A 24,507-nucleotide genomic window follows, 5' to 3' on the forward strand; every position below is an offset into this window, starting at 1 on the left:
AGTGTTCTATGCAGGACACTTTTTTTGTGTCTTAATATTTGTGCATAAATTTATGCAGAATAAATAATTGATAAAAAGGATATTTTATGAGACGTTCAAGAATTGCTTTAACTATAACAAGTTTAGTTTCGGCTTTATTTCTTACAGCCTGTAATGATGAGAATGACGATTATAGAGGGGTAAATCCGGATCAGACATTTATTTCTGAAAAGTCTTATTCTAAAGATAGCTTGAGTGGCGCTTCATCTATAAAAATCATGTCCTATAATATGGTCAATGTACAAGGAAAAACAGCGGAAGCCACTGCGCTAGTGATGTTCCCTAAAGTTACTCAACCTAAGGATGGTTATCGAGTAGTAGTTTGGGAACACGGTACTGTAGGCGTAGGGGATAGCTGTGCACCAAGCAATAATACTATTAATCCACGCTTCAAAATTTTAGCTGATACATTATTGGCAGCTGGTTATGTGGTGATTGCTCCGGACTATGAAGGTTTAGGTACTCGAGGAATCCATCCATACCTTAATTTGGGAAGTGAAGCTAAATCTGCAATTGCAGCAGTAAAAGCTGCTAAAGATCAGTACGGCAGTCAGTTGAATAGTTCATGGATGTCGATTGGGCAATCTCAAGGTGGGCATGCCTCATTAGGAACAGCTGAGTTTGCTAATAACGACAGTAACTATAAAGGAGCGGTTGCAGCAGCACCAGCTTCCAGCCTTGGCTATATTATTTCTGTAGTTGCACCACAGGCAATTCAAGATATTCTTGGAAGAGAACAGGCGGGTACTGCGCCTGTTGGCACAGCTGTAGAAGTATATGCCGAGCTACTTGCATATGCTGCATATACCACAGTGGGTATTACTGCTTATGAACCTAAATTTAATTATCGTGAAATCTTCCAGCAACGTTCTCAAAGTATAGCCGAGTTTGCAGAAGGCACTACGGGCGAAAATGGAATGTGTTTAACTGATTTGCATAACAAATTTGCAGATGATATCCGTGATTTTCTTGCGACTAATGCTGGTAAAACAGTTATGGACTATCCTGGTCTCGCTGGTAATTTCCAAGAGAATCCAACGGTGAAGAAATTCTTGGCTGATAATCAGCCTGCTACTAAAAAAATTAATTCACCTGTTATGATTGTTCAGGGAACTGCTGATATGGCTGTACCATATCCTGTTACTAATACCTTACAAGAGGGACTTAAAAAAATGGGAACTGATGTGACATTTGTCCCTGTTAACGGAGCCGCTCATACTCAGGCGATTGTATGTAGAAATGCTGAAATTTATCAATTTGTACAATCTAAGATGCCAGCTAGAACCAATATAGTGCTTGATCCATCAGTAATAGATGCAAGTAAAAATGTTGAATGTACTGGAGTAGCTCAATAATTTCTTGTATTTAAAATAATCAAACTAAAAGGGTCTTAAAGAAGGCCCTTTTTTGTTATATTGGGTCAGTTTTAAATTATTTATCTTTAATATTTCTATGAATAAAGAAACGGTGCAATCGAAAGCTAAGTTATGGGTATTGATGGGACTGGGTTTATTGATTCCAATTTTTCTGGTCAGTATGGCTTATATTGCAGTAAACAGTGATGCCAAGAATCAGGAAAAGTACCGACAGCAACAAGCTGAACAACTGGCAAAAATCAAGGCACGTGAAGAAGCAGAAAAATTAAAGAAAGAATGAAATTTCAAGCAGAGTTATTAAATATATTCTCAAAAGCTTAAAGTATATCTTTTTGAAGCTGTCGAATAGTTGGAATTTCTGTATATCGTATAATCCTGTAGCCCGCTTCTTTGAGCATCGTATCCCGTTGCCGGTCTTCTTCTTCTTTATAAAGATGTGTAGGGTCATCAAGTTCAATTATGGCAATCACTTCAAACTGAGTGTTTAAAACGACAAAATCTGTAACTTTGCGATTAAATTTCTGACGGATTTTATAGTCATCGCTCGTAATGAGTGCACTAAATGCCACTTGAGCCAGTATATGCTGCTGTGGGAGAACCTCTTTAAGGCGAATAAACATGCGCTTCTCAAAGGCAGTAATGACCGGTTTAGCCAAAAACTGCTTTTTAGAAGTAAGGTACTGCTGAAGACTTAAATATACGAGTCCAAGACTTGCCAAGATACCAATAATTAGAAATGAATTATGAATAAATTCTGACACAGTAAGATCTTTCTATAAGAAAAAAGCCCACTTAAATAAGCGGGCTTTTTAGAATCTTGGCTCTCCCACCTGGGCTCGAACCAGGGACCTGCGGATTAACAGTCCGTCGCTCTACCGACTGAGCTATGGGAGAATCTTTGGGCTATTCTATGGAGGAAGAGATAAATGGTCAAGTGGAAACAGCTAAAAAATCATTAGATTTAAAGCGTTTGTTTTAAAAATATTCAGTAAGTGAATCTTGGCGAACAATAAGACCCATCAATAGGAATAACTTGGATATATTCTTGGCGTAATAAAAAAAGCCCACTTAAATAAGCGGGCTTTTTAGAATCTTGGCTCTCCCACCTGGGCTCGAACCAGGGACCTGCGGATTAACAGTCCGTCGCTCTACCGACTGAGCTATGGGAGAATCTGTGGGCTATTCTATGGAGGAAGAGATAAATGGTCAAGTGGAAACAGCTAAAAAATCATTAGATTTAAAGCGTTTGTTTTAAAAATATTCAGTAAGTGAATCTTGGCGAACAATAAGACCCATCAATAGGAATAACTTGGATATATTCTTGGCGTAATAAAAAAAGCCCACTTAAATAAGCGGGCTTTTTAGAATCTTGGCTCTCCCACCTGGGCTCGAACCAGGGACCTGCGGATTAACAGTCCGTCGCTCTACCGACTGAGCTATGGGAGAATCTGTGGGCCATTCTACGGATCAATTATATAGGCGTCAATTAAATAATTTATAAGAATAAACTGATTGATCTATAAATATTCATTTATAAAATAATGTAATAAAAAATCACCCCGCAGGGTGACTTTTTAAGGCAAGAGAAAGATTATTTCTCAACTCCAGCAGGCTGGCCTGCAAGTTTTGCATTTACATATTCCCAGTTTACCAGGCTTTCAAGGAAAGTAGAGATGTACTTAGGACGTGCATTGCGGTAGTCGATATAATATGCATGCTCCCATACATCAATGGTCAGAATCGCTACTTTACCATGAGCCAATGGCGTATCTGCATTTGAAGTTTTCATGATTGACAGGTTGCCATTTACTTCATCAGCCACTAACCAAGCCCAACCTGAACCAAACTGTGTAGTAGCCGCAGTTGCGAATTCTTCAGCAAATTTTTCATAAGAACCGAAAGCTGCATCAATTTTCTCAGCAACAGGACCAGTAGCTTTACCGCCACCATTTTTAGTCATACAGTTCCAGTAGAATGTATGATTCCATACTTGGGCTGCATTGTTAAAAATACCTGCTTTAGATGCATCACCCGCAGTTGCTTTGATGATGTCGTCCAGCTCTTTACCTTCGAGGTCAGTACCTTCGATTGCTTTAACCAGATTCACCACATAAGTGTTGTGATGTTTGTCATGGTGGAATTCTAAAGTTTCTTTACTAATGTGCGGCTCAAGCGCATCGTAGTCATAAGGAAGAGGAGGTAAAGTAATGGTTGTCATGTTCTAATTCCTTGCATTTGCTGGGTTATACAATTAAGTGCCTCTATTGTAATTGATTATCTGCATGGTAGGCCACGCTTTTTAAATAACAATACATAATAAAGGCCGAATTTATAAACTTGTAAACAATTCCAATCGTAACATAAGGTTTAAACCGGATTGTTCAGTTCATGATAATGATATTCGAGGGCAAACTGTTCAGCCAGTGCTTGACCTAAGCGTTGTACACCATAACGTTCAGTCGCATGGTGCCCACAGGCATAGTAATGCACATCTAGTTCCTGAGCCTCATAATAAGTTCGCTCACTAACCTCACCGGAAATATAAGCATCACAACCCTGGACAGCTGCTTTAGTAATGAAATCCTGAGCAGCTCCAGTACAAAAACCTATTTTTTGCACAGATAACTTTTCCGCAGGTAGATGAAGTACCTGGGTGTTTAAACGTTCTGCCAGATAATTTCTAAATGCTTCCGGACTTAATGCTTCTGGTAAATAACCAATGTTACCCACCGGATGCCGTTCAGATGGATCAAGTGCTTCAAGATGCTCAAGGCCAAGTAAATCAGAAATGGCAGCATTATTACCCAATGTTGGGTGCGAATCTAAAGGTAAATGAAAAGCGACAAGAGAGATGTTATTCTGTATTAAAGTTTTAATACGTTTGCCGCGCATACCGGTAATCGGATAGGGTTCGCCTTTCCAGAAATAACCATGATGAACCAATAACAGATCTGCTTTTTGTGCAATCGCCGCATCAATAGCTTCTTGTGATGCAGTAACTGCACACAAAATTTTATTTACTTCCTGCGAGCCTTCAATTTGCAAACCGTTCGGCGCATAGTCACGAAATTCGGAAGTTTTCAATGTCTGATCACACCATTGAAGAATATCAGTCAACCTGGCCATGATTTACCTTAATAATTAAACTGGACAATGGGATATAGAAACATATTTTATCTTGTAACTAAAGCCAGACAAAACTTTAGTGTGTTTTAAAGCGTATATTTTGTATTTGTATTACAATCACCTAGATCTATTACGCATTAACAAATCAAAAGAATCTAGAGGATAATAACGTGCGCCGAACCTTTGCCTGGTTACCTTGGGTACTGCTGGTCATTGTGATTATCAGTTTTATTGGCTGGCAGAAATTCCATCAGCCCAAAGCGCCAGTCGCTGCTGATGGCGTAAAAATGCCTGCTGAAAAAGTTGAACCTTTAATTGATACCTCCCGTTCTGGAGGAGTAGTCTCTTATAATGCGGCAGTAAAAGTTGCTGCACCTGCGGTGGTTAATATTTTTACCACGCAAAAAGTTCGGCAGATGAATCATCCCTTATTAAATGATCCGGCATTTCGTGAATTTTTTGGGGACCAGCTACCAGACCAGTTTAATAGCCAGCAGAATGAAAACAGTCTTGGCTCAGGTGTTATTGTACGTCCTGATGGATACATCCTGACCAATAACCATGTAGTGGCACAAGCAGAACAGATTGTGGTGGCTTTAAATGATGGTCGCCGTGCTGAAGCAAAAATTATTGGTACTGATCCTGATACTGACCTTGCCGTTATCAAGATTGAACTGGATAAATTACCTGTTTTACCTTTTAAACTCAGTGGTAATGAAGTCGGTGATGTGGTGTTGGCAATTGGTAACCCGTTTGGGGTAGGGCAAACGGTAACGCAGGGAATTATCTCTGCAACTGGTCGTTCTGATTTGGGAATAAATACCTATGAAGACTTTATCCAGACAGACGCTGCAATTAACCCGGGTAACTCAGGCGGTGCATTAATCGATGTTGCAGGTAATCTGATTGGGGTAAATACGGCAATTTTCTCACAGACCGGTGGCTCACTTGGAATAGGTTTTGCCATTCCGGCTAAAGTCTGTCAGCAGGTGTTAAATGCCATTTTGAAAGATGGCCGCGTAGTAAGAGGATGGCTAGGTATCAGTCTGGTCCCACCTGCACAAACTGATGTACTGGCACCACGTGAGCCAGGTGTCGTGGTTGCGGGAGTACTGGGTAATGGCCCAGCTGCCAAAGCCGGTGTAAAGGTAGGGGACCGCATTTTAAAAGTGAATAATGAGCAGATTACCTCAACATCTCATTTAATCAATTATGTCGCTCTGCAAGCACCGAACAGCACTATCCAGCTTCTGGTGGAGCGCGAAGGTAAGCAGCAGACCTTAAACGTAAATGTAGGAGAGCGTGAAGTTCAGAATCAGGACTCCCAGTTTATTCCATTACCTCGCCGTTAATCTTCCAGTAAAAAGCCTCTATATGGAGGCTTTTTTTATATTTATTTTAAAACTAAAACTGGTTAGAGGATTGAGAAGAAAGAAACTCAGCCTTAAATGTGGCAATAGCTTCAATTCGGCGCTGAATCAACATTTCTCCAATATCCGGCCCTTGTATTTCCGGAGGTAAGTCTTGTGCCTTGATTGAACGGACAATCTCGATGACTTGATACATGTAGCTGGCTTGCGGATAAGGACGGTTTTCTAGACCTAAGCGGCCTCTAGAGTCACATTCACATGCCTGTACAAAAGCTTCGACCCGTTCCGGACGGCGTAAAACGTCTAAACGTTGCAGCAGGCGCCATAAGGTTCCAGGTTTTAGAGTTAAAGCCTGATGGCATTTTAAGTGTTCTTTGCAGACTGCCAGAGCCAGTTGCTTGGTAGTAGCAGGAACTTTTAAACGATCGCATACAGCAGTTACGGGTTTTACACCACGTTCTTCATGCATGATATGGCGGGGTAGAATATCTGTTGGCGTAAGAGCTTTGCCAAGGTCATGAACCAGTACCGCAAAACGTACATCAAGTGAATAATTCGCCTGACATGCCTGCTGTAAGGACATCAGCGTATGAATACCACAGTCAATTTCAGGATGATATTCTGGCCGTTGAGGAACTCCAAACAGGGCATTCAGTTCGGGTAACAGGATATTTAAGGCGCCACATTCACGTAAAACTTCAAAATAGACATCAGCGCGCTGTTCCATTAAGGCACGAGAGGTTTCTTTCCAGACCCGCTCTGGGGTCAAAGTATCCAATTCGCCCGTATTGACCAGTTGCTGCATGAGGCTCATGGTCTCTTCAGCAATCTTAAAACCGTAAGGAGCATAGCGAGCAGCAAAACGGGCAACACGTAATACCCGAAGCGGATCTTCAATAAAGGCATCGGAAACATGGCGTAAAACTTTATTTTTGAGATCTTGCCGGCCTTGATATGGATCATATACCTGACCTTGTTCATCCATGGCCATAGCATTAATCGTTAAATCGCGACGGATTAAATCTTCTTCCAGAGTCACGCTGCTATCCGTATGGAATTCAAAACCGTGATAGCCCTGACCGGATTTACGCTCAGTACGCGCTAAAGCATATTCATCCTTAGTATCAGGATGCAGAAATACTGGAAAATCCTTACCAACTGGCATAAAACCCTGAGCGAGAAGCTGCTCAGGCGTTGCTCCTACCACAACATAATCTTTTTCTTGATAGGGATGGCCAAGCAAATGGTCCCGGACAGCACCGCCTACTAAATAAACTTGCATGAAAAAACCTCTATTCTTCAAGCAATCATGCAACAGAATAGAGGTTTTCTCAAGTAAAGAACTTTAGCTTTTATTCAGTTAAAGCTTATACCTCAGCTTGCTGAATTTCAGCAACAGTCAGTGCAGTCATATTAACCAGACGACGGGTGGTGGCGGTTGGGGTTAAAATATGCACCGGTTTGGCAGCACCCAGCAGAATCGGGCCAATTGTTACGTTATTGCCTGAAGTAGATTTAAGCAGGTTAAACGAAATATTGGCTGCATCCAGATTTGGCATAATCAGCAAGTTGGCAGAACCTTTGAAGCGTGAATTCGGGAATGCAAAATGACGAATATTCTCATCAAGTGCTGCATCACCGTGCATTTCGCCTTCAACTTCTAGCTCTGGTGCAATGCGTGACAGAATTTCATATACCTGACGCATTTTTTGTGCACTTGCATCCGTCTGGTCAGAACCGAAGCTTGAATGTGATAGCAGAGCAATGCGGGGCGCGATCCCAAAACGGCGTACTTCTTCAGCTGCCAGAATTGTCATTTCAGCGAGCTGTTCGGCAGTCGGATTAGTATTGACATAGGTATCTGCAATAAACAGGGTGCGGTCTTCAAGCATTAATGCATTTAAAGTAAAGAACGTACTACGACCTTCACGTAACCCAATGACATTTTTAACAAAATCTAGGTGAATGTCATAGCTTGAATATGTACCGCACAGCATACCGTCTGCTTTGCCATGACGTACCAGCATGCCTGCAATCAAAGTGGAGCGGCGACGTGCCTCACGCTGTGCATATTCGGGTGTTACACCTTTACGCTGCATTAGCTGATAATAATCGTCCGCAAACTTTTCATAGTCAGGATTCTTTTCCTGATCTACGATTTCAATATTTACGCCCTGTTCAAGACGCAATCCTAGTTTTTTGATATTAGCTTCAATAACCGCAGTACGTCCAACCAGAATCGGCTTAGCCAGACCTTCATCTACTGCAATCTGAACAGCACGTAATACACGAAGGTCTTCACCTTCAGCATAAGCAATGCGTTTCGGATCAGTCTTCGCCTGTGCAAAAATTGGCTTCATGATAAATGCCGAGTTATAAACAAACTCGGACAAACGCTGGCGATAAGCTGAGAAATCTTCAATCGGGCGGGTAGCTACACCAGAATCCATCGCTGCCTGAGCGATAGCAGGAGCAATTTCCAGAATCAAGCGTTGATCCAGTGGACGCGGAATTAAATATTCACGGCCAAATGAAGCTGATTTTTCGCCATATGTCGCTGCATCTGCTTCAATATGTGCCATACGTGCAATCGCATGTACACAGGCAATTTTCATTTCTTCATTAATTGTAGTTGCACCCACATCAAGTGCGCCACGGAAGATATACGGGAAGCACAGGGCGTTATTGACCTGATTCGGATAGTCTGAACGGCCAGTTGCCATAATGACATCAGGACGAACTTCATGAGCATGTTCAGGCAGAATTTCAGGGTCCGGATTGGCAAGTGCGAAGATAATCGGGTTCTCTGCCATTTGCTTGACCATTTCTTTGGTCAGGATACCTGCGGCAGAAAGCCCCAGAAACATATCTGCACCGGCCATGACTTCATGGAGCTGGGTTTGCGGAATGTCCTGTACATAGCGTTTTTTAGACTCATCTAGCCCATCACGTGAGGTAGTTAGCAGGCCTCGAGAGTCAGCAACAATAATATTGTCTTTGTTTACGCCCAGCGCACACAGCAGATCAAGACAAGATAACGCAGCAGCACCGGCGCCTGAGGCTACAATCTTGATCTCATCAATTTTTTTATTGATCAGTTGCAAGGCATTTAGCAGGGCAGAACCTACAATAATACTGGTACCATGCTGGTCATCATGAAATACCGGAATATTCATGCGCTCACGGAGTTTGCGCTCAATATAAAAACATTCTGGTGCTTTAATGTCTTCAAGGTTGATACCGCCGAATGTAGGCTCAAGTGCTGCCACAATATCAACAATCTTGTCGGGATCATTTTCAGCAATTTCAATATCAAATACATCGACACCGGCAAATTTTTTAAAGAGTACACCTTTGCCTTCCATTACCGGTTTAGAGGCTAATGGACCAATATTCCCCAGTCCTAAAACAGCAGTACCATTACTGACCACAGCAACCAGATTGCCCCGTGCCGTATATTTTGCGGCAGCTGAAGGGTCACGTTCAATCTCAAGACACGGAGCTGCAACACCTGGAGAATAGGCTAAAGCCAGATCACGCTGGTTGACAAGCTGTTTGCTTGGAGTGACGCTAATTTTTCCTGGTGTTGGGAATTCATGATAGTACAAAGCTTGCTGTTTTAATGATTGATCGTCCATTTGAATCTCGATTGTTACATGTGTTGGCCCAGCAGCATGCTGGTCGGTTTTGGCTAAATTTTATCGAATATACCATTACTTGAGCGCTTATCCCAGCGTAAAACCAGGCTTTTTCCATTCACTCAAGTTATAGTCATAATGTCTGGCTTTATAGTTAAAATATTTTAAGAAAAAAGCGAGCTGAAAATAAAAGCTCACAATGCCCAGAGGATATAAGAGCTTATATCAAAATGATTACGGGTTTTTTTAAATACGAATATAACTGAAACTAGTCATTAGTTAATCACGTATTTACAAGCTTGAGTTAAAAGTGATGAATAATGACTTAATTTAACTTCGTATATTGGTATAAGTCTAGTATGTTGAGAAATGGTGATTTAAGATAGACAAAGCGACTACAGGCGCTGTTTCAGTACGTAGTATGCGTTCTCCAATGCACCAGTTTTTAAAGCCAGCATGATTGGCCATGTCTATTTCTGCTTCACTCAACCCGCCTTCCGGACCGATTAACAGTGCCAGATCTGTTTGAGCATCGGTTAAAACATTCTGCTGACGCTTATTGGGAGCAAGCACTAGCCGGGTTGCTGATAAATTCTGCTGTAGCCAGTCTGTGAGTGGAACAGGGGGTAATATCTCTGGAATCCGGTTCATGCCACATTGCTCACAGGCTGCAATTACAACAGCTTGCCAGTGATCAAGCTTTTTTTGATCGCGATCGTATTTTAAGCGCATTTCACATCGTTCTGATGTTAACAGCTGAATGGTCGTAACACCCAGTTCTGTGGCTTTCTGAATGACATAATCCATTCGGTCACCTTTGCTCATGACCTGACCCAATACTGTTGTAAAAGGTGGAGTACGATCTGCCGGGTTAGACGACCTGATTGCAACAGATGCAGTTTTCTTGCTGATTTCTGTCAAATTCGCTTCAAATTCACCACCCCGTCCATTGAACAGGGTGGCACTGTCACCAATCTGTGCACGTAATACCTTCACCCAATGATGAAACACTGTTTCTGTAAGCTCAACTGTTGTTCCTACAGTTAAATCAGCTTCAATATAAAAACGTGGCATGAATGTATTACTCTTCAAAAAAGCAGATGATTAATTTAGCTCAGGCTAAACCCAGGTCAAGTACAAGCTGGCGGGTGGGTTCGGTCTGGTTCATTGAATAGAAATGCAGACTTGGTGCACCACCAGCAATCAGACGTTCGCAAAGCTTTAGCACGACTTCATGACCAAAGTCCTTAATTGCGACACTGTCATCGCCATAAGCAGAGAGCTGTTTACGAATCCAGCGAGGAATTTCTGCACCTGTGCCATCAGCAAAGCGGATCAGGTTGCTGGCGTTAATGATGGGCATAATACCTGGTGCAATAGGAATATGAATCCCTTCCTTTGCAAGGCGATCCAAGAAATAAAAATAGGAATCCGGATTGAAGAAAAACTGGGTAATACCCGCATTTGCGCCAGCATTAACCTTTTCAATAAAGCGACGAATATCAGCATCAAAGCTTTCTGCCTGAGGATGCATCTCCGGATAGGCTGCAACTTCAATATGAAAGTGATCACCTGAATGTTCACGAATAAAACGTACCAGATCCTGTGCATATGGAAGTTCGCCCAGACCGACCTGACCGGATGGCAAATCACCACGCAGGGCAACAATACGTTTAATGTTTTGAGATTTATACAGATCCAGCAGCTCTGCTATACGTGCCTTATCATCCCCGATACAGGAAAGGTGAGGTGCTACCGGTGTACCCTTGCCATTAAACTCTTCAATTGCAGCCAAGGTACGTTCACGGGTGGAACCTCCGGCACCATAAGTCACCGAAAAGAATTCCGGATTCAAATGTTGAAGATCCTGGTGAACCAGTTTGAGCTTTTCTGCGCCAGCATCAGTTTTTGGCGGAAAAAACTCAAAAGAAATCGGAACACGTTTAGTCATTTTTCAAATCCTTTGTTTAATTTATAAATATGCCAGACAAAGAAAAGGGCAGGATGCCTAAACATCTGCCCTTAAGATATCTTAATATTTATAAGCGTCAGACTTGAACGGACCTTCTACCGGTACACCAAGGTAAGCTGCCTGCTCAGTGGTCAGTTGTGTCAGTACTCCACCAAAACCTACAACCATTGCGGCAGCAACTTCTTCATCCAGTTTCTTCGGTAGCAGTTCTACACGGATTTTTGCTTGTTTTTGATCTTCTGGAAGATCAGCAAATTTCTCGGCAAACAGGTGCATCTGGCCTAAAACCTGGTTGGCAAAAGAGCCATCCATCACACGAGATGGATGGCCTGTAGCATTACCCAGGTTCACTAAACGACCTTCAGAAAGAAGAATCAGATAATCGTTTTCATTTTCTGAACGATATACCTGATGTACCTGAGGTTTAACTTCAACCCATTTATATCCACGCAGGTAAGCTGTATCGATTTCAGTGTCGAAGTGCCCGATGTTGCAAACCACTGCACCTGCTTTTAGTGTATCCAGCATCGCAGCATCACATACGTGATAGTTACCGGTTGTAGTAACAATCAGATCAGTATTTTTGAGAAGATCTACATTAATATCTTCTTTATTACCGGTCTGAACACCATTTTTATATGGAGATACTACTTCGTAACCATCCATGCAGGCCTGCATTGCACAGATTGGGTCAACTTCAGTTACGCGTACAATCATGCCTTCTTGACGAAGTGATTGTGCAGAACCTTTACCTACATCTCCATAACCGATAACAAGTGCACGGCGGCCAGAAAGCAGCATGTCTGTTGCACGTTTGATGGCATCGTTAAGTGAGTGACGACAGCCATACTTGTTATCATTTTTAGACTTGGTTACGGAGTCATTGACATTGATGGCAGGAACTTTCAGTGAACCGTCTTTCCACATTTCGAGTAGACGTGCAACACCCGTAGTAGTCTCTTCAGTAATACCATGAATTTTTGCAATCAGTTCAGGATACTTTTCATGTACAACAGCCGTTAGGTCACCGCCGTCATCCAGAATCATGTTGGCATCCCAAGGTTTGCCGTTTACATTGATTTGCTGTTCAAGACACCACATGTATTCTTCTTCAGTTTCGCCTTTCCAGGCAAAAACAGGAATACCAGATGCAGCAATTGCAGCAGCAGCGTGGTCTTGAGTCGAGAAGATGTTACATGAAGTCCAGCGAACTTCTGCGCCCAATTCAACCAGTGTTTCAATTAAAACTGCAGTTTGAATAGTCATATGGATACAGCCGAGAATTTTCGCGCCTGCCAGTGGTTTTGCTGCTGAATAACGCTTACGCAGACCCATTAGGGCAGGCATTTCAGCTTCAGCAAGTTTAATTTCTTTACGGCCGTAATCAGCAAGTGAAATATCGGCAACTTTATAATCTGTAAATGAAGCAGTAACCGCGTTCATCAGGATCTCCTAGAAAAAATAGTATGGATCATTCAGTTCGCGGATGCCGTTGTTGGTAAGCTTGAACAGACATACCGATCGTCGAGCCTGGCGATTTTACATTTAGTGCCTGTAAAACGTCGCAGCATCCCTCGACTAGCGCAGTATTGTACTTGGATTCTAAAAACGTTCCAAGTTATAAGATGCAATATTATTTATTTTCCTTATACCAAGGTTTTGACTGGTCAAAAGTCTGCCTGTTTTGGTTGTAGTTTTAAAAATTGCATTACAGTTTTTAATCTTATTACCAGTTAAAAGTCATGATACAATTTGCACTTAAATAAATATTATTTTTAATCTGAATAGTGAATACCCGACATGCAATTTTTTATATCAGGTTTTAAAGTCCAGACGTGAAATCTGCTGTCAAAAAGCATCAATATTATCTCTGCAAAATACATATATCTGCATAATATCCAGTCTCTTTTTAAGAGTAGAAGTTCTACAAATACTGTTTAAAGTGGTCAATAGCCCGAGCACGACTGTATTTTAAATCTACTATGGGTTTTGGATAGTCCAGTTGCTGGACAGTTTTACTTTCATAGGGTGCGTGAATTGTTTTAGCATCCAGATGTGCCAGTTCCGGTATCCATGTACGGATATATTGACCTTCAGGATCAAATTTTCTGGACTGACTGACCGGGTTGAAAATACGGAAATAGGGCACTGAATCCGTGCCGGTGGAAGCACACCATTGCCATCCCCCATTATTTGCCGCCAGGTCACCATCAATCAAATGCTGCATAAACCACTGTTCACCTTGGCGCCAGTCAATCAGAAGATTCTTACACAAGAACATGGCTGTAATCATGCGGACCCGGTTATGCATCCAGCCAGTGACCAATAACTGCCGCATTCCTGCATCTACAATTGGAATACCAGTTTGGCCTTGCTGCCAGGCAGTTAATGCAGTTTTATCATCTTGCCAGGGAATATTCCGAGCATTGGCTTTGAAAGGTAAATATTTTGAGACATTTGGAAACAGATAAAGAATATGCTGATAAAATTCACGCCATAGCAGCTCATCTAGCCAGATGCTCTGGCCCTCCTGTTCAGGCACAAAGTACCCGCTTTGATGCCGGAATAAAGCCTGTATACATTGGCGTATAGAAAGTACGCCAATATTCAAATAGGCAGAGAGCTGACTGGTTCCGGAGTGTGCAGGAAAGTCTCGCTCAATATGATAATGCTGAATATGATTTTCAAGAAATTGTTCAAGTAATGTATGAGCATGGTTTTCGCAAGCAGGCCAGAGCTGTTGAATGGATTCTGGAACAGGTATGTCACAAAGCTGCCTGATATCTGGCACTGTCTGCTGAAACTGATCAAGAGCAGGGAGAGTTATAGGATTTTGAGCTGTAATTTCTGTATAACATTTTGGTAGCGCTATTTCTAAACGGCTATAACAGGCTTTTTTAAAGGCACCAAAGACCTGATAAGGCTGTCCATTTTGATTGGTAATACTACCGAAAGGGAATAGAGTGCGGTCTTGGTATAAAGTCAAAGCAATACCTGATGTATCGAGCAGTTGCTGACAGTCCTGATCACGTTGCTGCTCGTTTATACCTGCCTCAATATGGGCATGTATTTGCTGAACGCTTAAACTTTGACAGCATTCAAGCAAAAACTCAGGAACTTCCTTCCAGAGAGGAATAGTTTGTATAATGATAGGGATATTGAGCTGTTTTAACTGTTCTTTTAAAACTTTAAGCTGTCTTAAATAAAGATCAATTTTGATCACGGCATCATCATGTTGCCGCCATTGAACTGGTGAAAGGGTAACAAGCGCAATGCAGGGACCAGTCTGTCTGGCATGCCATAATGCAGAATGGTCAACAATACGTAAATCCTGACGGAACCAGACCAGTTGATATGCAGACATAAAAGCCAGTAATTAAAATAACATTATGTTTATCATTAAGAAAAATGGTTAAAAAATCAAGCTGAAGCTATTTCTAATACTGAAAAATAACTATAAAAAAGCAAAGCCTGAGCTTTGCCTTTTTTGATCAGATGATCTTAGTGGTGGTGACCACCCGCGCCATGAACATGCCCATGATCAAGCTCTTCTTGAGTTGCATCACGGATATCAACAATTTCAACTTCAAAAGTCAGGTCTTGACCAGCTAGCGGGAAGTTCGCATCAACCAGTACGTTTTCGCCTTCAACTGCTTTAACAGTCACAATCTGAACACCGTCATCAGTTTGTGCTTGGAACTGCATACCAGGCTGGATATTATCTACACCTTGGAACATTTGAGCTGGAACTTCCTGTACAAGGTCAGGATTATATTCACCGTAACCTTCAGCAGCAGGTACATTTACAGTAAATTTCTCGCCTATTGTTTTACCAGCCAACGCATTTTCCAAACCAGGAATAATGTTACCCGCACCGTGCAAATAAGCCAGTGGTTCACCCTGAGATTGGTCGAGAGTCTCGCCCTCTGCATTGGTCAGTGTATAGTGGAATGAAACCACATGATTATTTGCAATAGCAGTCATATTATTGATCCAGTCAATTTTTTGAAGGGTACATCATAAGATGAAACACAGCGCTTTTAGAAGAAAAATCCTAAAAAAACTGTGATTTCGATCTTTTTGAAGCCAATTTATTCAATTATGGGGTTGTGTGATGAAATTTCAATGCAATTTTATTTTCGGCCGAATTCTTCGTGTAACAAAATCTCTCACTGTGAGTGCACCAGCCTGGCTGTAGCCATATATATTAGCCTGATGTAAGCGGTATAGTGAGATATATAAGCCTTTGGCGACCGATCCCTGGACATTTACCTGGCCCAGGAGTTGGCCCACAGCCTTATTCTGGCTTAATGAAATCAGTGAGCCCTTATCAGAAAAATGGAACATGGGTATTGGCCTCTCCGCAATACGGGCTGTTAAAGCTCTAACCAGAAAAGTTGCTTGCTGGCTGGCAACCTGAGCACGGGGCCCAAGCGGTGGCTGGTCTGCTTCAAGCTGACAATGTGCACAATCACCGAAAGCAAAAATATCCGGGTAATTATAAGACTGCAGGGTGGCATAGACTTTAATACGGTTTAAGTGATCTTTTTCAAAACCTTCTAGCTGTTCAATGACCTGCGGTGCCTTGATACCGGCTGCCCAGATATTCAAATCAGTTTGCAAGGCACTTCCATCCTGAAAAGATATATGGTCTTTAGCGACATGCTGTACTTTATAGCCAGTCAGGACTTCAATGCCTAGCGTTTTGATTTGTCGTAATGTATTTTCGGCCACTTTTTCTGGAAGGGCAGGCAAAATTCGGTCTGCTGCTTCAATTAAAGTAATTTTAACCAGATCAGGATGTATATGATTCAGGCCATAACGGTAAAAATTTTCTTTAGCCTCGACCAGTTGTGCTGCAAGCTCTACACCCGTTGCACCAGCACCAATGATTGCAATATTAAGATGATTAGGCTGTTGGGAATACTGTGCATCTAGATAAGTGTTCAATAAATCTTTCTGAAACTGGTCCGCCTGAGCACGGTTGTCCAGGAAATAGCAATATTCTTTAGCTCCTTCGGTATTGAAATCATTTGATACCGAACCTACAGCAAGTACTAGCGTGTCATAGCTTAACGTTTTAAGGTTTTTGCCTGTGGCGGAGCAAAGCTGAATCTGTTTTTTCTCGGGTAATACATTACATAGACTGCCTGATACAAACTGGTAGTGATGTCTGGCGGCATGAGCAAAATAATTGACTTCCTCGCTATATGGGTCCAGCGTACCGGCAGCGATTTCATGAAGAAGAGGCTTCCAGATATGAGTAAGGTTCTGGTCAACTAGCGTGATTTTTGCTTTAGCTTGCTTGCCCAGACTATTGCCTAACCGGGTCACCAGTTCGAGGCCACCTGCGCCACCGCCGACCACGACGATATGATGTAATTCTTGAGCCATTTTGTACCTGTTTATATTTTATTTCTAAGGAAACATAAAAAAGAAGATGGCAAAACTATGCCATCTTCCTGATTGATTCTTTGTTATATTTATATGGGTTTATAGATTTTAACAGTTAAGAATTAAATACTTCTGGTGCAGTTTTCATCTCATCATTACTCATAAACGGAAATAAGCTGACCAACCATAAAAAGATTCTCTGAAAAAAATTAGCTTCTTCAATATGCACTTCATTTTCAATATCAAATGTGCTGATCAGCTGGTTGTTCTGATAGACATGCACAGTTGCAAGTTTCATGACCTGCATTAACGGGGCAGTTAACTGCTTGGTATTCAGTTCAATATTGATATGAGTGTTGGTCGTCTGCAAGGGTTCGATGGTTTGCAATATACCATTACCCGTATTAAGCATAATACGCTGGGTTGCATTATCAAAAGTCTGTAGGTCAATTGCATAAGGCTGGTTATATAAAGAGGTCGTTATAATCTTCGGTTGGGCTGACTTTACCTTAAACATTTTTAAGGTTGACTTGACTACCGGCAGTTCACCGAGTAGTTGTTTGTCTTTGATCGCAACTTCATCTCGCGTATATGCATAGCCCAGATTTAGCAACTTATAAGCTACCTCGGCACGTTTTACAGCACTGGTTGTACCCATAACTACCACAATCAGGCGGCGGTTAGGTAAATCTGCATTCATGGTAGGGCGACTGGCTGTAAGCGCAAGGTTATAACCCGCAGCTTTGGTAAAACCGGTTTTTAGTCCGTCTACTGTTGCATCCTGCTTGAGTAACAAATTGGTAGCACGATGAAAATGATTGTTATAGGTAAAGCTCTGCTGTTTGGAGTAATTGAGATAATCCGGTGTGTCATTTACCAGTGCCTGGCCCAGCAGTGCCAGATCATGCGCAGTTGAATAATGCCCATCCATAGTAATGCCAGCCGGATTGGTAAAATGAGTATTTTTCATTCCAAGCTTTTGAGCTTCCTGATTCATGCGTTCAATGAATGCAGGCACGTTTCCAGAAATTCGCTCTGCTAAAGTCACCGCAGCATCATTGGCTGACATCACAATAAGACCAGCCAGAAGCTGATCAACTGAAATCTGCTCGCCTTCCTTCAGATACATCTGAGATTCATCCCACATGACCATTTTTACCACCGGGGTCGCAGTCAGAATTTCATTTCGATTCAGTTTCCCGTTCTCAATTTCCTTGAGGGCAATATAAGCCACCATCATCTTGGTAAGTGAAGCAGGTGAGCGCTGTACCTCACTATTATATTCGGCAATTATCTGTCCCGACTGCGGGTCCAGAATGCTCCAGGCTGCGGCTTCAACTGATTCAGGGACCACCTGAAGCAGGCGGGCGTTGGCCAGACTGGCACAGCACAAGCTAAATAAAATAAAGAGGTAAGCAAATATTCTCAACGGGAAGTACCTTTATATGCCGGATTGATCGCAGATGATGCGAAAAACACAGGCATGCTATGCCTTTTTTTTTCTGAATGCTAGCGACTTTTAAGGACAAATAAGACTTATCCGCATCACTTTGTAAAAAAATGCTAAGCTAAATGCTAATTTCTTTCTGTTGATCTTTTATTACGACTTATGTTGCATTATCAAATCGAGTTCGATGACTATCGCCAGCACCTGATTCACGTAACTTTACGCTTCTTGGCCAATCCAAATCAGGTCCTGTGGTTACCGACCTGGATTCCGGGCAGTTATTTGATTCGTGAGTTCTCAAAGCATATCGAAGCAGTGAAAGCCTATGATGAAGCAGGCCGGATTTTAAACATCAGTAAGACTGAAAAAAATAAATGGCGCCTGTTTAATACAGACCATGAGCTGATTACGGTTGAATATGATGTGTATGCCTATGATCTTTCAGTTCGCGGAGCTTATGTTGACCAAACCCGTCTTTACGTAAATCCGGCCTGTGTTTGTCTGGGGCTGGAGGGGCAAGAAGACACAGCCATTGAGGCTGAGGTATTTTTACCGGAAGAGTTGAAACACTTTCAGCTTGCCACCGCTTTAAGCTCTAAGACACTGGTTCGAGGCCGTTATACCTTAAAAGCCAAGAATTATATGGAGCTTATTGATGCGCCATTTGAACTGGCAGAGCAGACCCGTTTCAGCTTTAAAGCACAAGGTATTCCACATGAGTTTGTGGTATCCGGCAAACATGCATTGAATGTTGAGCGCATGCAGCAGGATATTGAAAAAATCTGTGCGACAGAAATTTCCATGTTTGGCTCAGCGCCGTTTGAACATTATACCTTTATGACCATGGCTACAGGTAACAGTTATGGTGGTCTTGAACATCCGAACAGTACCAGTTTGATTACTCCACGTGATGATTTGCCTAAGGCTGATGAGCCTGAAGAACCCTCCAAGGATTATCAGCGCTTTTTAGGACTGTGCAGCCATGAATATTTTCATTCATGGCTGGTCAAATTTATACGTCCAGAAAACTTTGCTGACTATGATCTGAACAAGGAAGGTTACACTTCACTGTTATGGATTTTTGAAGGCTTCACTTCTTATTATGACGATCTCATTTTATTGCGTAGCGGCGTAATCAAGCAGGAATCCTATTTAGAATTACTCAAAGCCCAGATAGATCGCTATTTACAAAATCCGGGCCGTTTTGTGCAGACCGTAGCAGAGTCAAGTTTTGATGCCTGGGTGAAATTTTATCGTCAGGATGAAAATTCAAACAATGCGGGCACCAGCTATTACAACAAAGGCTGCCTGGTAGCACTATGTTTGGATCTGGGCCTGCGTTTACGTGGTTCGAGCCTCGACGCTTTAATGCGTAAACTGTATGAAAACACTCAAAACGGCATACAGGTAAATGAACGTACTATTTATGATTTGTGCGAGCAGTTGACTGGTGATAAGTGGATTGAACAGATTAATTATCTGATTAACACGACTGATGAATTGCCACTTGAGCAGCTCTTGCCGGAGTTTGGTCTTAGTTACAGTTTGAAAAATGACAAGTCTCTACCATTTGGTTTAAAACTGGCAGATAAAGCCGAGGGGGTGGTTGTGCAGACTGTACGCCGTGATGGAGTCGGTTCAAAAGCAGGACTTTCTGCCCATGATATTATTATTGCAATTGATGGTTTAAAAGCCACCACTAAACTGATTGAAAAATATGCAAAACAGCAAGGAAATTATAGCTTGCTTGCTTTCCGTCGTGATGAACTGATGCAGTTTGAAGTGCAAGGTGGTTCTACAGATCTAACTACTGTAGAGCTAAAAGTAGATAATCAAGCCAAGATTGAAACTTGGTTAAATGTCTAACAAGTGCTACATATCACTTGAACCGGTACTCATGTACCGGTTTTTTATATTCTGTAATTTTAAAATTAGATATAGTTCGTTTTATCTTATAGAGTGAACTTATTATTTAGTAGAGCAAATCTTAAAATAGGATCTGCTTGATATAAACTATAAGAAATAGCTCATCATTTTATAAACAGAGTTTAGACACCAAGCTGTAATATATTTGCTCTAGCTTGTAAGCAACTTAACTTAATAGTATTTCTTGGCGAAATAACAGTTTTGATGAATTGTATAAAAAGTATTCAGTATTTGGAAGAGTAATATTATATTTTACCTAAACTAACCATATTTCATAGTAAAGCTTTTAAGCTATACACTACTATTTCGTATCGAAATGTCGTTATCACAAGATCTTGCGTTGACTGAAAGGTCATGAGGGCTGATACTCTCAAGGTTTATTTAAGCATTTCGGTTTAAAGGGGCAGGGCCAAAAGCTCAATCCTTAAACACTCAATCCAACGCAAGGGGCTATATATGGCTGGTGGAAAGTCAACTATCATTTACACACTGACTGACGAGGCGCCACTGCTGGCGACCTATTCGCTACTGCCGATCATTGAGACCTTTACTAAGCCGGCCGGTGTTAAAGTTGTTAAAACTGACATTTCTGTGGCTGCACGCGTGCTCGCTGAATTCTCGGACTACCTCAGTGAAGAGCAGAAGGTAGTAGACAATCTTGCAGAGTTAGGTCGTCTTACCCAAGATCCAGATACTAATATTATCAAGCTTCCAAATATCAGTGCCTCTGTTGCGCAGTTGATCTCGTGTATCAAAGAACTTCAATCAAAAGGTTATGCAATTCCGGATTATCCAGAAAACCCGGTAACCGAAGAAGAAAAAGCAATTAAGGTACGTTATAGTAAATGTTTGGGTTCTGCAGTAAACCCTGTACTACGTGAAGGTAACTCTGACCGTCGTGCACCAGCTGCAGTCAAAAACTATGCGAAAAAACACCCGCACTCTATGGGTGAATGGAAGCCTTGGTCACAAACCCATGTTTCACATATGCAGGAAGGGGACTTCTACCACGGCGAAAAGTCGATGACACTTGATCGTGCGCGTAATGTAAAAATGGAATTGATCACCAAGTCTGGTGAAACCATTGTTCTGAAGCCAAAAGTAGCGCTTCAAGATGGCGAAATTATCGACTCAATGTTCATGAGCAAAAAAGCGCTTTGTGACTTCTATGAAAAAGAATTAGATGATTGTAAAGAAGCTGGCATCCTGTTCTCTTTACACGTAAAAGCGACCATGATGAAAGTATCACACCCGATCGTATTCGGTCACTGTGTGCGTATTTACTATAAAGATGCATTTGAAAAGCACGGTAAACTGTTTGACGAGCTAGGCATTAACGTTAACAACGGTATGGCCGGTCTTTACGAGAAAATTGAAACTTTACCAACCTCTGTACGTGAAGAAATTATTGCTGACCTGCATGCTTGTCAAGAGCACCGTCCAGCGCTTGCGATGGTTGATTCTGCAAAAGGGATCACTAACTTCCACTCACCAAATGATGTCATTGTCGATGCTTCTATGCCGGCAATGATCCGCGGTGGCGGTAAAATGTGGGGCGCTGATGGCAAACCTTATGACTGTAAAGCAGTAATGCCTGAATCGACTTTTGCACGTATCTATCAGGAAATGATTAATTTCTGTAAGTGGAATGGTAATTTCGATCCACGTACGATGGGTACGGTACCTAACGTTGGTCTGATGGCGCAAAAAGCTGAAGAATACGGTTCCCACGACAAGACATTCGAGATTCCTGAAGCGGGTATCGCGAACATCACTGATCTTGAAACAGGTGAAGTGCTGATGTCTCAGAATGTGGAAAAAGGTGATATCTGGCGTATGTGCCAAGTGAAAGATGCGCCAATCCGTGACTGGGTAAAACTGGCTGTAAATCGTGCACGTAACTCAGGTATGCCGGCTATCTTCTGGCTTGACCCATACCGTCCACATGAAAATGAGCTGATCAAGAAAGTACAGAAATACTTAAAAGATCATGATACGACTGGTCTGGATATCCAGATCATGTCTCAAGTACGTGCAATGCGTTATACGCTTGAGCGCGTAGCTCGCGGTCTCGATACTATTTCAGTAACAGGTAATATTTTACGTGACTACCTGACTGACCTGTTCCCGATTATGGAACTGGGTACATCAGCGAAAATGCTGTCTATCGTGCCATTAATGGCTGGTGGCGGCATGTATGAAACGGGTGCTGGCGGTTCTGCACCAAAACATGTTCAGCAGTTAGTTGAAGAAAACCACTTACGCTGGGATTCTTTAGGTGAATTCTTGGCACTGGCGGTTTCTTTAGAAGAAATGGGAATTAAGGAAGGTAATGACCGTGCCAAGCTGTTAGCCAGAACACTTGATGAAGCTACTGGTAAACTGCTCGACAACGATAAATCTCCATCACGTCGTACTGGTGAACTGGATAACCGCGGTAGTCACTTCTATTTATCACTATATTGGGCTCAGGCACTTGCTGCACAGGACGAAGATGCTGAACTTAAAGCAAAATTTGCTCCACTGGCCCAAGCCTTAGCTGAAAATGAAGAGAAAATTATTGCCGAGCTTGCACAAGTGCAGGGTCAACCAGCTGATATTGGTGGCTATTACGCTATTGATCAGGCAAAAGTAAATGCGGTAATGCGTCCAAGTACCACATTCAATAATGTAATTTCGAGCGTTGCTGTTTAACATTGTATAAAGCCGGATAACCTGCTGATAATATAAAAGCCAGTGCACATGCACTGGCTTTTTTAATCAAATACTAAAAAAACTTTTATAGAATGAATTTTTTATATGCTAAGGATATCACTGTTATTTTTAACTTTTATGTTTTAATTAGATTTATAAGATAGAACTCTAAACATTATTACTCCTATCTTTATTCCTTAAATGCTTGAGTTTATAAATTGTTTTTAAGCAAATTTCCTGCGCAGATCATAAGGCGCATAATGATCATCAAATAATAAATAATTGCGGAAATGACTACCCAGTGGGCGGATCAGATCTAGATCGGCAATATAAGGAAAACGTTCATCTGTATAAAAGGGCTGATTTGCTGGCTGGCGCTGTATAAGATGATTATGTAAATACTTTTCAATCAACAAGTTGTTGTGTTCGGGATTCAGGCAGACTGACCGTACAATCCGACCGCTCTGAATTGCTTCAGAAAGCATAGTACTACTATCTTCAGTCACAAAAATATATTTGCTTCTCGCAACCAGATGTTCAATTGGTGTAGTGTCGTTTATAGACACAAATTTTAGTCCTGAGGTCTTGAGATATTTTTTAATTCGGCTATTAAAGGCAGGCGTACGCCTCGAGCAAACAATATAACCCTGGATATTATAAGCCTCCACAAAAAAATCAAAATGACGGATAATGTTAAGATAGTCTGCTTGTGTAAAGGGATATTCGTGGGTAGGGCCGCCCAATAGCAAACTTGCCTCACCACAGTGAGGTTGGGCACGGAGTTCAATAAATTTTTTTCTGACCGGAAGTGTAGGTAAAATAATCTGTTCAACCTGAGTAGGTTGAGCCAATGCGCTAATAGTCCAGTGAATTAAGTGTTCATTAAAACTACCTATATCACCTGAAAATGCTAAAGGGATATCGAACTCTTGCGACAGATAAGCTGAATACAGCAGATTGGACATACCTGAACACACAATCAACCGATACTGGGCAATATGCACTGGGGCAGCACCAAATATTAGCTTTGCCATTACACGAAATAATCTAGGAAACCAAGAAAGGCGCTTTAATAGACTGACCATAGAGTTGCCCAGATTTACTGGAACTTTTAAGGTTTCATAAGAATTTCTAAACTGTTGTTCAAGAATCTCTCCAATTGCAAGAGAGGGGTTTAAATGACCAGTATGACCATCATGCACTACCAAAATTTGGGATTGGCTCGAAAGTTCTCTGATCATCCGTTCTATCCTGTGATTAATCTATTGAGCACAGAATAAACAAAAAAATGGTAGCTAGATGCAGGAAAAATTTATATAAATGTCAGATTTAACAGACTATTGTATCTCAAATTACAATTTTAAGAGTTTTAGATTGCAACAATTCAGCCTTTTGTAAGTACTGCATATATATGTAGCTCAGCCTTTATTATTATGCTCCATGTCTATAGCAGTGATATGTTTCAACAAGAAATTTCTATAGAGTAGGGCTATAAAAATACAGTTTCTAAAATAATTTATAAAAT

The 24,507-nt window shown here is 41.6% G+C and carries 18 protein-coding genes and 3 tRNA genes; 5 read left to right on the plus strand and 16 right to left on the minus strand.

What is annotated here, in order from left to right; all coding sequences use genetic code 11:
- The first annotated feature begins 86 nt into the window (after positions 1–86).
- Together ACRAD_RS04310 and ACRAD_RS04315 are read left to right on the plus strand one after the other, a co-directional pair.
- A complete protein-coding gene (locus tag ACRAD_RS04310) occupies positions 87–1,394 on the plus strand; it encodes an alpha/beta hydrolase family protein (protein WP_005025225.1) in 1,308 nt (435 codons plus the stop codon).
- Between the two features lie 97 nt (positions 1,395–1,491).
- Complete coding sequence (locus tag ACRAD_RS04315) at positions 1,492–1,695, plus strand: hypothetical protein (RefSeq protein ID WP_034431652.1); 204 nt, start codon at positions 1,492–1,494, stop codon at positions 1,693–1,695.
- A gap of 37 nt (positions 1,696–1,732) precedes the next feature.
- Here ACRAD_RS04315 and ACRAD_RS04320 read toward each other — a convergent pair whose 3' ends face one another.
- The 6 genes from ACRAD_RS04320 to ACRAD_RS04345 all read right to left on the minus strand — a co-directional run bounded on the left by ACRAD_RS04320 (position 1,733) and on the right by ACRAD_RS04345 (position 4,541).
- Entirely contained in the window at positions 1,733–2,176 is a 444-nt protein-coding gene (locus ACRAD_RS04320) for a DUF2726 domain-containing protein (RefSeq protein ID WP_005025229.1), read from the minus strand.
- Between the two features lie 57 nt (positions 2,177–2,233).
- Positions 2,234–2,309: transfer RNA gene (locus tag ACRAD_RS04325), tRNA-Asn, on the minus strand.
- Between the two features lie 200 nt (positions 2,310–2,509).
- A tRNA-Asn gene (locus ACRAD_RS04330) sits at positions 2,510–2,585 on the minus strand.
- A 200-nt stretch (positions 2,586–2,785) separates the two neighbouring features.
- Positions 2,786–2,861 (minus strand) — tRNA-Asn (locus ACRAD_RS04335).
- 145 nt (positions 2,862–3,006) lie between these two features.
- A complete protein-coding gene (locus ACRAD_RS04340; RefSeq protein ID WP_005015109.1) occupies positions 3,007–3,633 on the minus strand; it encodes a superoxide dismutase in 627 nt (208 codons plus the stop codon).
- A gap of 149 nt (positions 3,634–3,782) precedes the next feature.
- Positions 3,783–4,541, minus strand: coding sequence for a Nif3-like dinuclear metal center hexameric protein (locus ACRAD_RS04345; RefSeq protein ID WP_005025232.1), 759 nt, complete (start codon positions 4,539–4,541; stop codon positions 3,783–3,785).
- 170 nt (positions 4,542–4,711) lie between these two features.
- Here ACRAD_RS04345 and ACRAD_RS04350 point away from each other — a divergent pair, with 170 nt between their 5' ends.
- Positions 4,712–5,893 (plus strand): S1C family serine protease, encoded by a 1,182-nt coding sequence (locus ACRAD_RS04350; protein WP_005015106.1) that lies wholly within the window; start codon positions 4,712–4,714, stop codon positions 5,891–5,893.
- 52 nt (positions 5,894–5,945) lie between these two features.
- Here the strand turns inward: ACRAD_RS04350 and ACRAD_RS04355 are convergent, their stop codons facing one another.
- The 9 genes from ACRAD_RS04355 to ACRAD_RS04395 form a co-directional block, all read right to left on the minus strand.
- A complete protein-coding gene (locus ACRAD_RS04355) occupies positions 5,946–7,193 on the minus strand; it encodes a multifunctional CCA addition/repair protein (protein WP_005025235.1) in 1,248 nt (415 codons plus the stop codon).
- Positions 7,194–7,278: 85 nt separating this feature from the next.
- Positions 7,279–9,549: an NADP-dependent malic enzyme gene (locus ACRAD_RS04360; RefSeq protein ID WP_005015102.1), complete on the minus strand. Its 2,271-nt coding sequence runs from the start codon at positions 9,547–9,549 to the stop codon at positions 7,279–7,281.
- A gap of 354 nt (positions 9,550–9,903) precedes the next feature.
- A complete protein-coding gene (locus ACRAD_RS04365; RefSeq protein ID WP_005025238.1) occupies positions 9,904–10,623 on the minus strand; it encodes a 16S rRNA (uracil(1498)-N(3))-methyltransferase in 720 nt (239 codons plus the stop codon).
- Positions 10,624–10,663: 40 nt separating this feature from the next.
- Positions 10,664–11,500, minus strand: a complete 837-nt coding sequence (gene metF / locus ACRAD_RS04370; RefSeq protein ID WP_005025240.1) for a methylenetetrahydrofolate reductase [NAD(P)H] — start codon at positions 11,498–11,500, stop codon at positions 10,664–10,666.
- A gap of 81 nt (positions 11,501–11,581) precedes the next feature.
- Positions 11,582–12,964 (minus strand): adenosylhomocysteinase, encoded by a 1,383-nt coding sequence (ahcY, locus tag ACRAD_RS04375; RefSeq protein WP_005025242.1) that lies wholly within the window; start codon positions 12,962–12,964, stop codon positions 11,582–11,584.
- A 481-nt stretch (positions 12,965–13,445) separates the two neighbouring features.
- Positions 13,446–14,885: a cryptochrome/photolyase family protein gene (locus tag ACRAD_RS04380; protein ID WP_005025244.1), complete on the minus strand. Its 1,440-nt coding sequence runs from the start codon at positions 14,883–14,885 to the stop codon at positions 13,446–13,448.
- A 137-nt stretch (positions 14,886–15,022) separates the two neighbouring features.
- Entirely contained in the window at positions 15,023–15,505 is a 483-nt protein-coding gene (locus ACRAD_RS04385; RefSeq protein ID WP_005025246.1) for an FKBP-type peptidyl-prolyl cis-trans isomerase, read from the minus strand.
- Positions 15,506–15,643: 138 nt separating this feature from the next.
- Complete coding sequence (locus ACRAD_RS04390; RefSeq protein WP_005025248.1) at positions 15,644–16,915, minus strand: NAD(P)/FAD-dependent oxidoreductase; 1,272 nt, start codon at positions 16,913–16,915, stop codon at positions 15,644–15,646.
- Between the two features lie 115 nt (positions 16,916–17,030).
- Positions 17,031–18,344 carry a D-alanyl-D-alanine carboxypeptidase PBP6B gene (locus tag ACRAD_RS04395; protein ID WP_005015094.1) on the minus strand — a complete coding sequence of 438 codons (1,314 nt, stop codon included), beginning with the start codon at positions 18,342–18,344 and terminating at the stop codon, positions 17,031–17,033.
- Between the two features lie 180 nt (positions 18,345–18,524).
- On the opposite strand from ACRAD_RS04395, the gene ACRAD_RS04400 reads away from it, so the two are divergent.
- Together ACRAD_RS04400 and ACRAD_RS04405 are read left to right on the plus strand one after the other, a co-directional pair.
- Positions 18,525–20,228, plus strand: a complete 1,704-nt coding sequence (locus ACRAD_RS04400) for a M61 family metallopeptidase (protein WP_005025250.1) — start codon at positions 18,525–18,527, stop codon at positions 20,226–20,228.
- Between the two features lie 516 nt (positions 20,229–20,744).
- Entirely contained in the window at positions 20,745–22,982 is a 2,238-nt protein-coding gene (locus tag ACRAD_RS04405) for an NADP-dependent isocitrate dehydrogenase (protein ID WP_005025252.1), read from the plus strand.
- 224 nt (positions 22,983–23,206) lie between these two features.
- Here the strand turns inward: ACRAD_RS04405 and ACRAD_RS04410 are convergent, their stop codons facing one another.
- A complete protein-coding gene (locus ACRAD_RS04410) occupies positions 23,207–24,223 on the minus strand; it encodes an ELM1/GtrOC1 family putative glycosyltransferase (RefSeq protein ID WP_005025254.1) in 1,017 nt (338 codons plus the stop codon).
- Between the last annotated feature and the right edge of the window lie 284 nt (positions 24,224–24,507).

The organism is Acinetobacter radioresistens DSM 6976 = NBRC 102413 = CIP 103788 (assembly GCF_006757745.1).
GTDB classification, from domain to species: domain Bacteria; phylum Pseudomonadota; class Gammaproteobacteria; order Pseudomonadales; family Moraxellaceae; genus Acinetobacter; species Acinetobacter radioresistens.

Bases quoted from the DNA above. Each gene is read 5' to 3' on its own strand.
- ACRAD_RS04310 (WP_005025225.1), top strand. From the start codon at position 87: ATGAGACGTTCAAGAATTGCTTTAACTATAACAAGTTTAGTTTCGGCT.
- ACRAD_RS04315 (WP_034431652.1), top strand. From the start codon at position 1,492: ATGAATAAAGAAACGGTGCAATCGAAAGCTAAGTTATGGGTATTGATG.
- ACRAD_RS04340 (WP_005015109.1), bottom strand. From the start codon at position 3,633: ATGACAACCATTACTTTACCTCCTCTTCCTTATGACTACGATGCGCTT.
- ACRAD_RS04345 (WP_005025232.1), bottom strand. From the start codon at position 4,541: ATGGCCAGGTTGACTGATATTCTTCAATGGTGTGATCAGACATTGAAA.
- ACRAD_RS04355 (WP_005025235.1), bottom strand. From the start codon at position 7,193: ATGCAAGTTTATTTAGTAGGCGGTGCTGTCCGGGACCATTTGCTTGGC.
- ACRAD_RS04360 (WP_005015102.1), bottom strand. From the start codon at position 9,549: ATGGACGATCAATCATTAAAACAGCAAGCTTTGTACTATCATGAATTC.
- ACRAD_RS04365 (WP_005025238.1), bottom strand. From the start codon at position 10,623: ATGCCACGTTTTTATATTGAAGCTGATTTAACTGTAGGAACAACAGTT.
- metF (WP_005025240.1), bottom strand. From the start codon at position 11,500: ATGACTAAACGTGTTCCGATTTCTTTTGAGTTTTTTCCGCCAAAAACT.
- ahcY (WP_005025242.1), bottom strand. From the start codon at position 12,964: ATGAACGCGGTTACTGCTTCATTTACAGATTATAAAGTTGCCGATATT.
- ACRAD_RS04380 (WP_005025244.1), bottom strand. From the start codon at position 14,885: ATGTCTGCATATCAACTGGTCTGGTTCCGTCAGGATTTACGTATTGTT.
- ACRAD_RS04385 (WP_005025246.1), bottom strand. From the start codon at position 15,505: ATGACTGCTATTGCAAATAATCATGTGGTTTCATTCCACTATACACTG.
- ACRAD_RS04390 (WP_005025248.1), bottom strand. From the start codon at position 16,915: ATGGCTCAAGAATTACATCATATCGTCGTGGTCGGCGGTGGCGCAGGT.
- ACRAD_RS04400 (WP_005025250.1), top strand. From the start codon at position 18,525: ATGTTGCATTATCAAATCGAGTTCGATGACTATCGCCAGCACCTGATT.
- ACRAD_RS04405 (WP_005025252.1), top strand. From the start codon at position 20,745: ATGGCTGGTGGAAAGTCAACTATCATTTACACACTGACTGACGAGGCG.
- ACRAD_RS04410 (WP_005025254.1), bottom strand. From the start codon at position 24,223: ATGATCAGAGAACTTTCGAGCCAATCCCAAATTTTGGTAGTGCATGAT.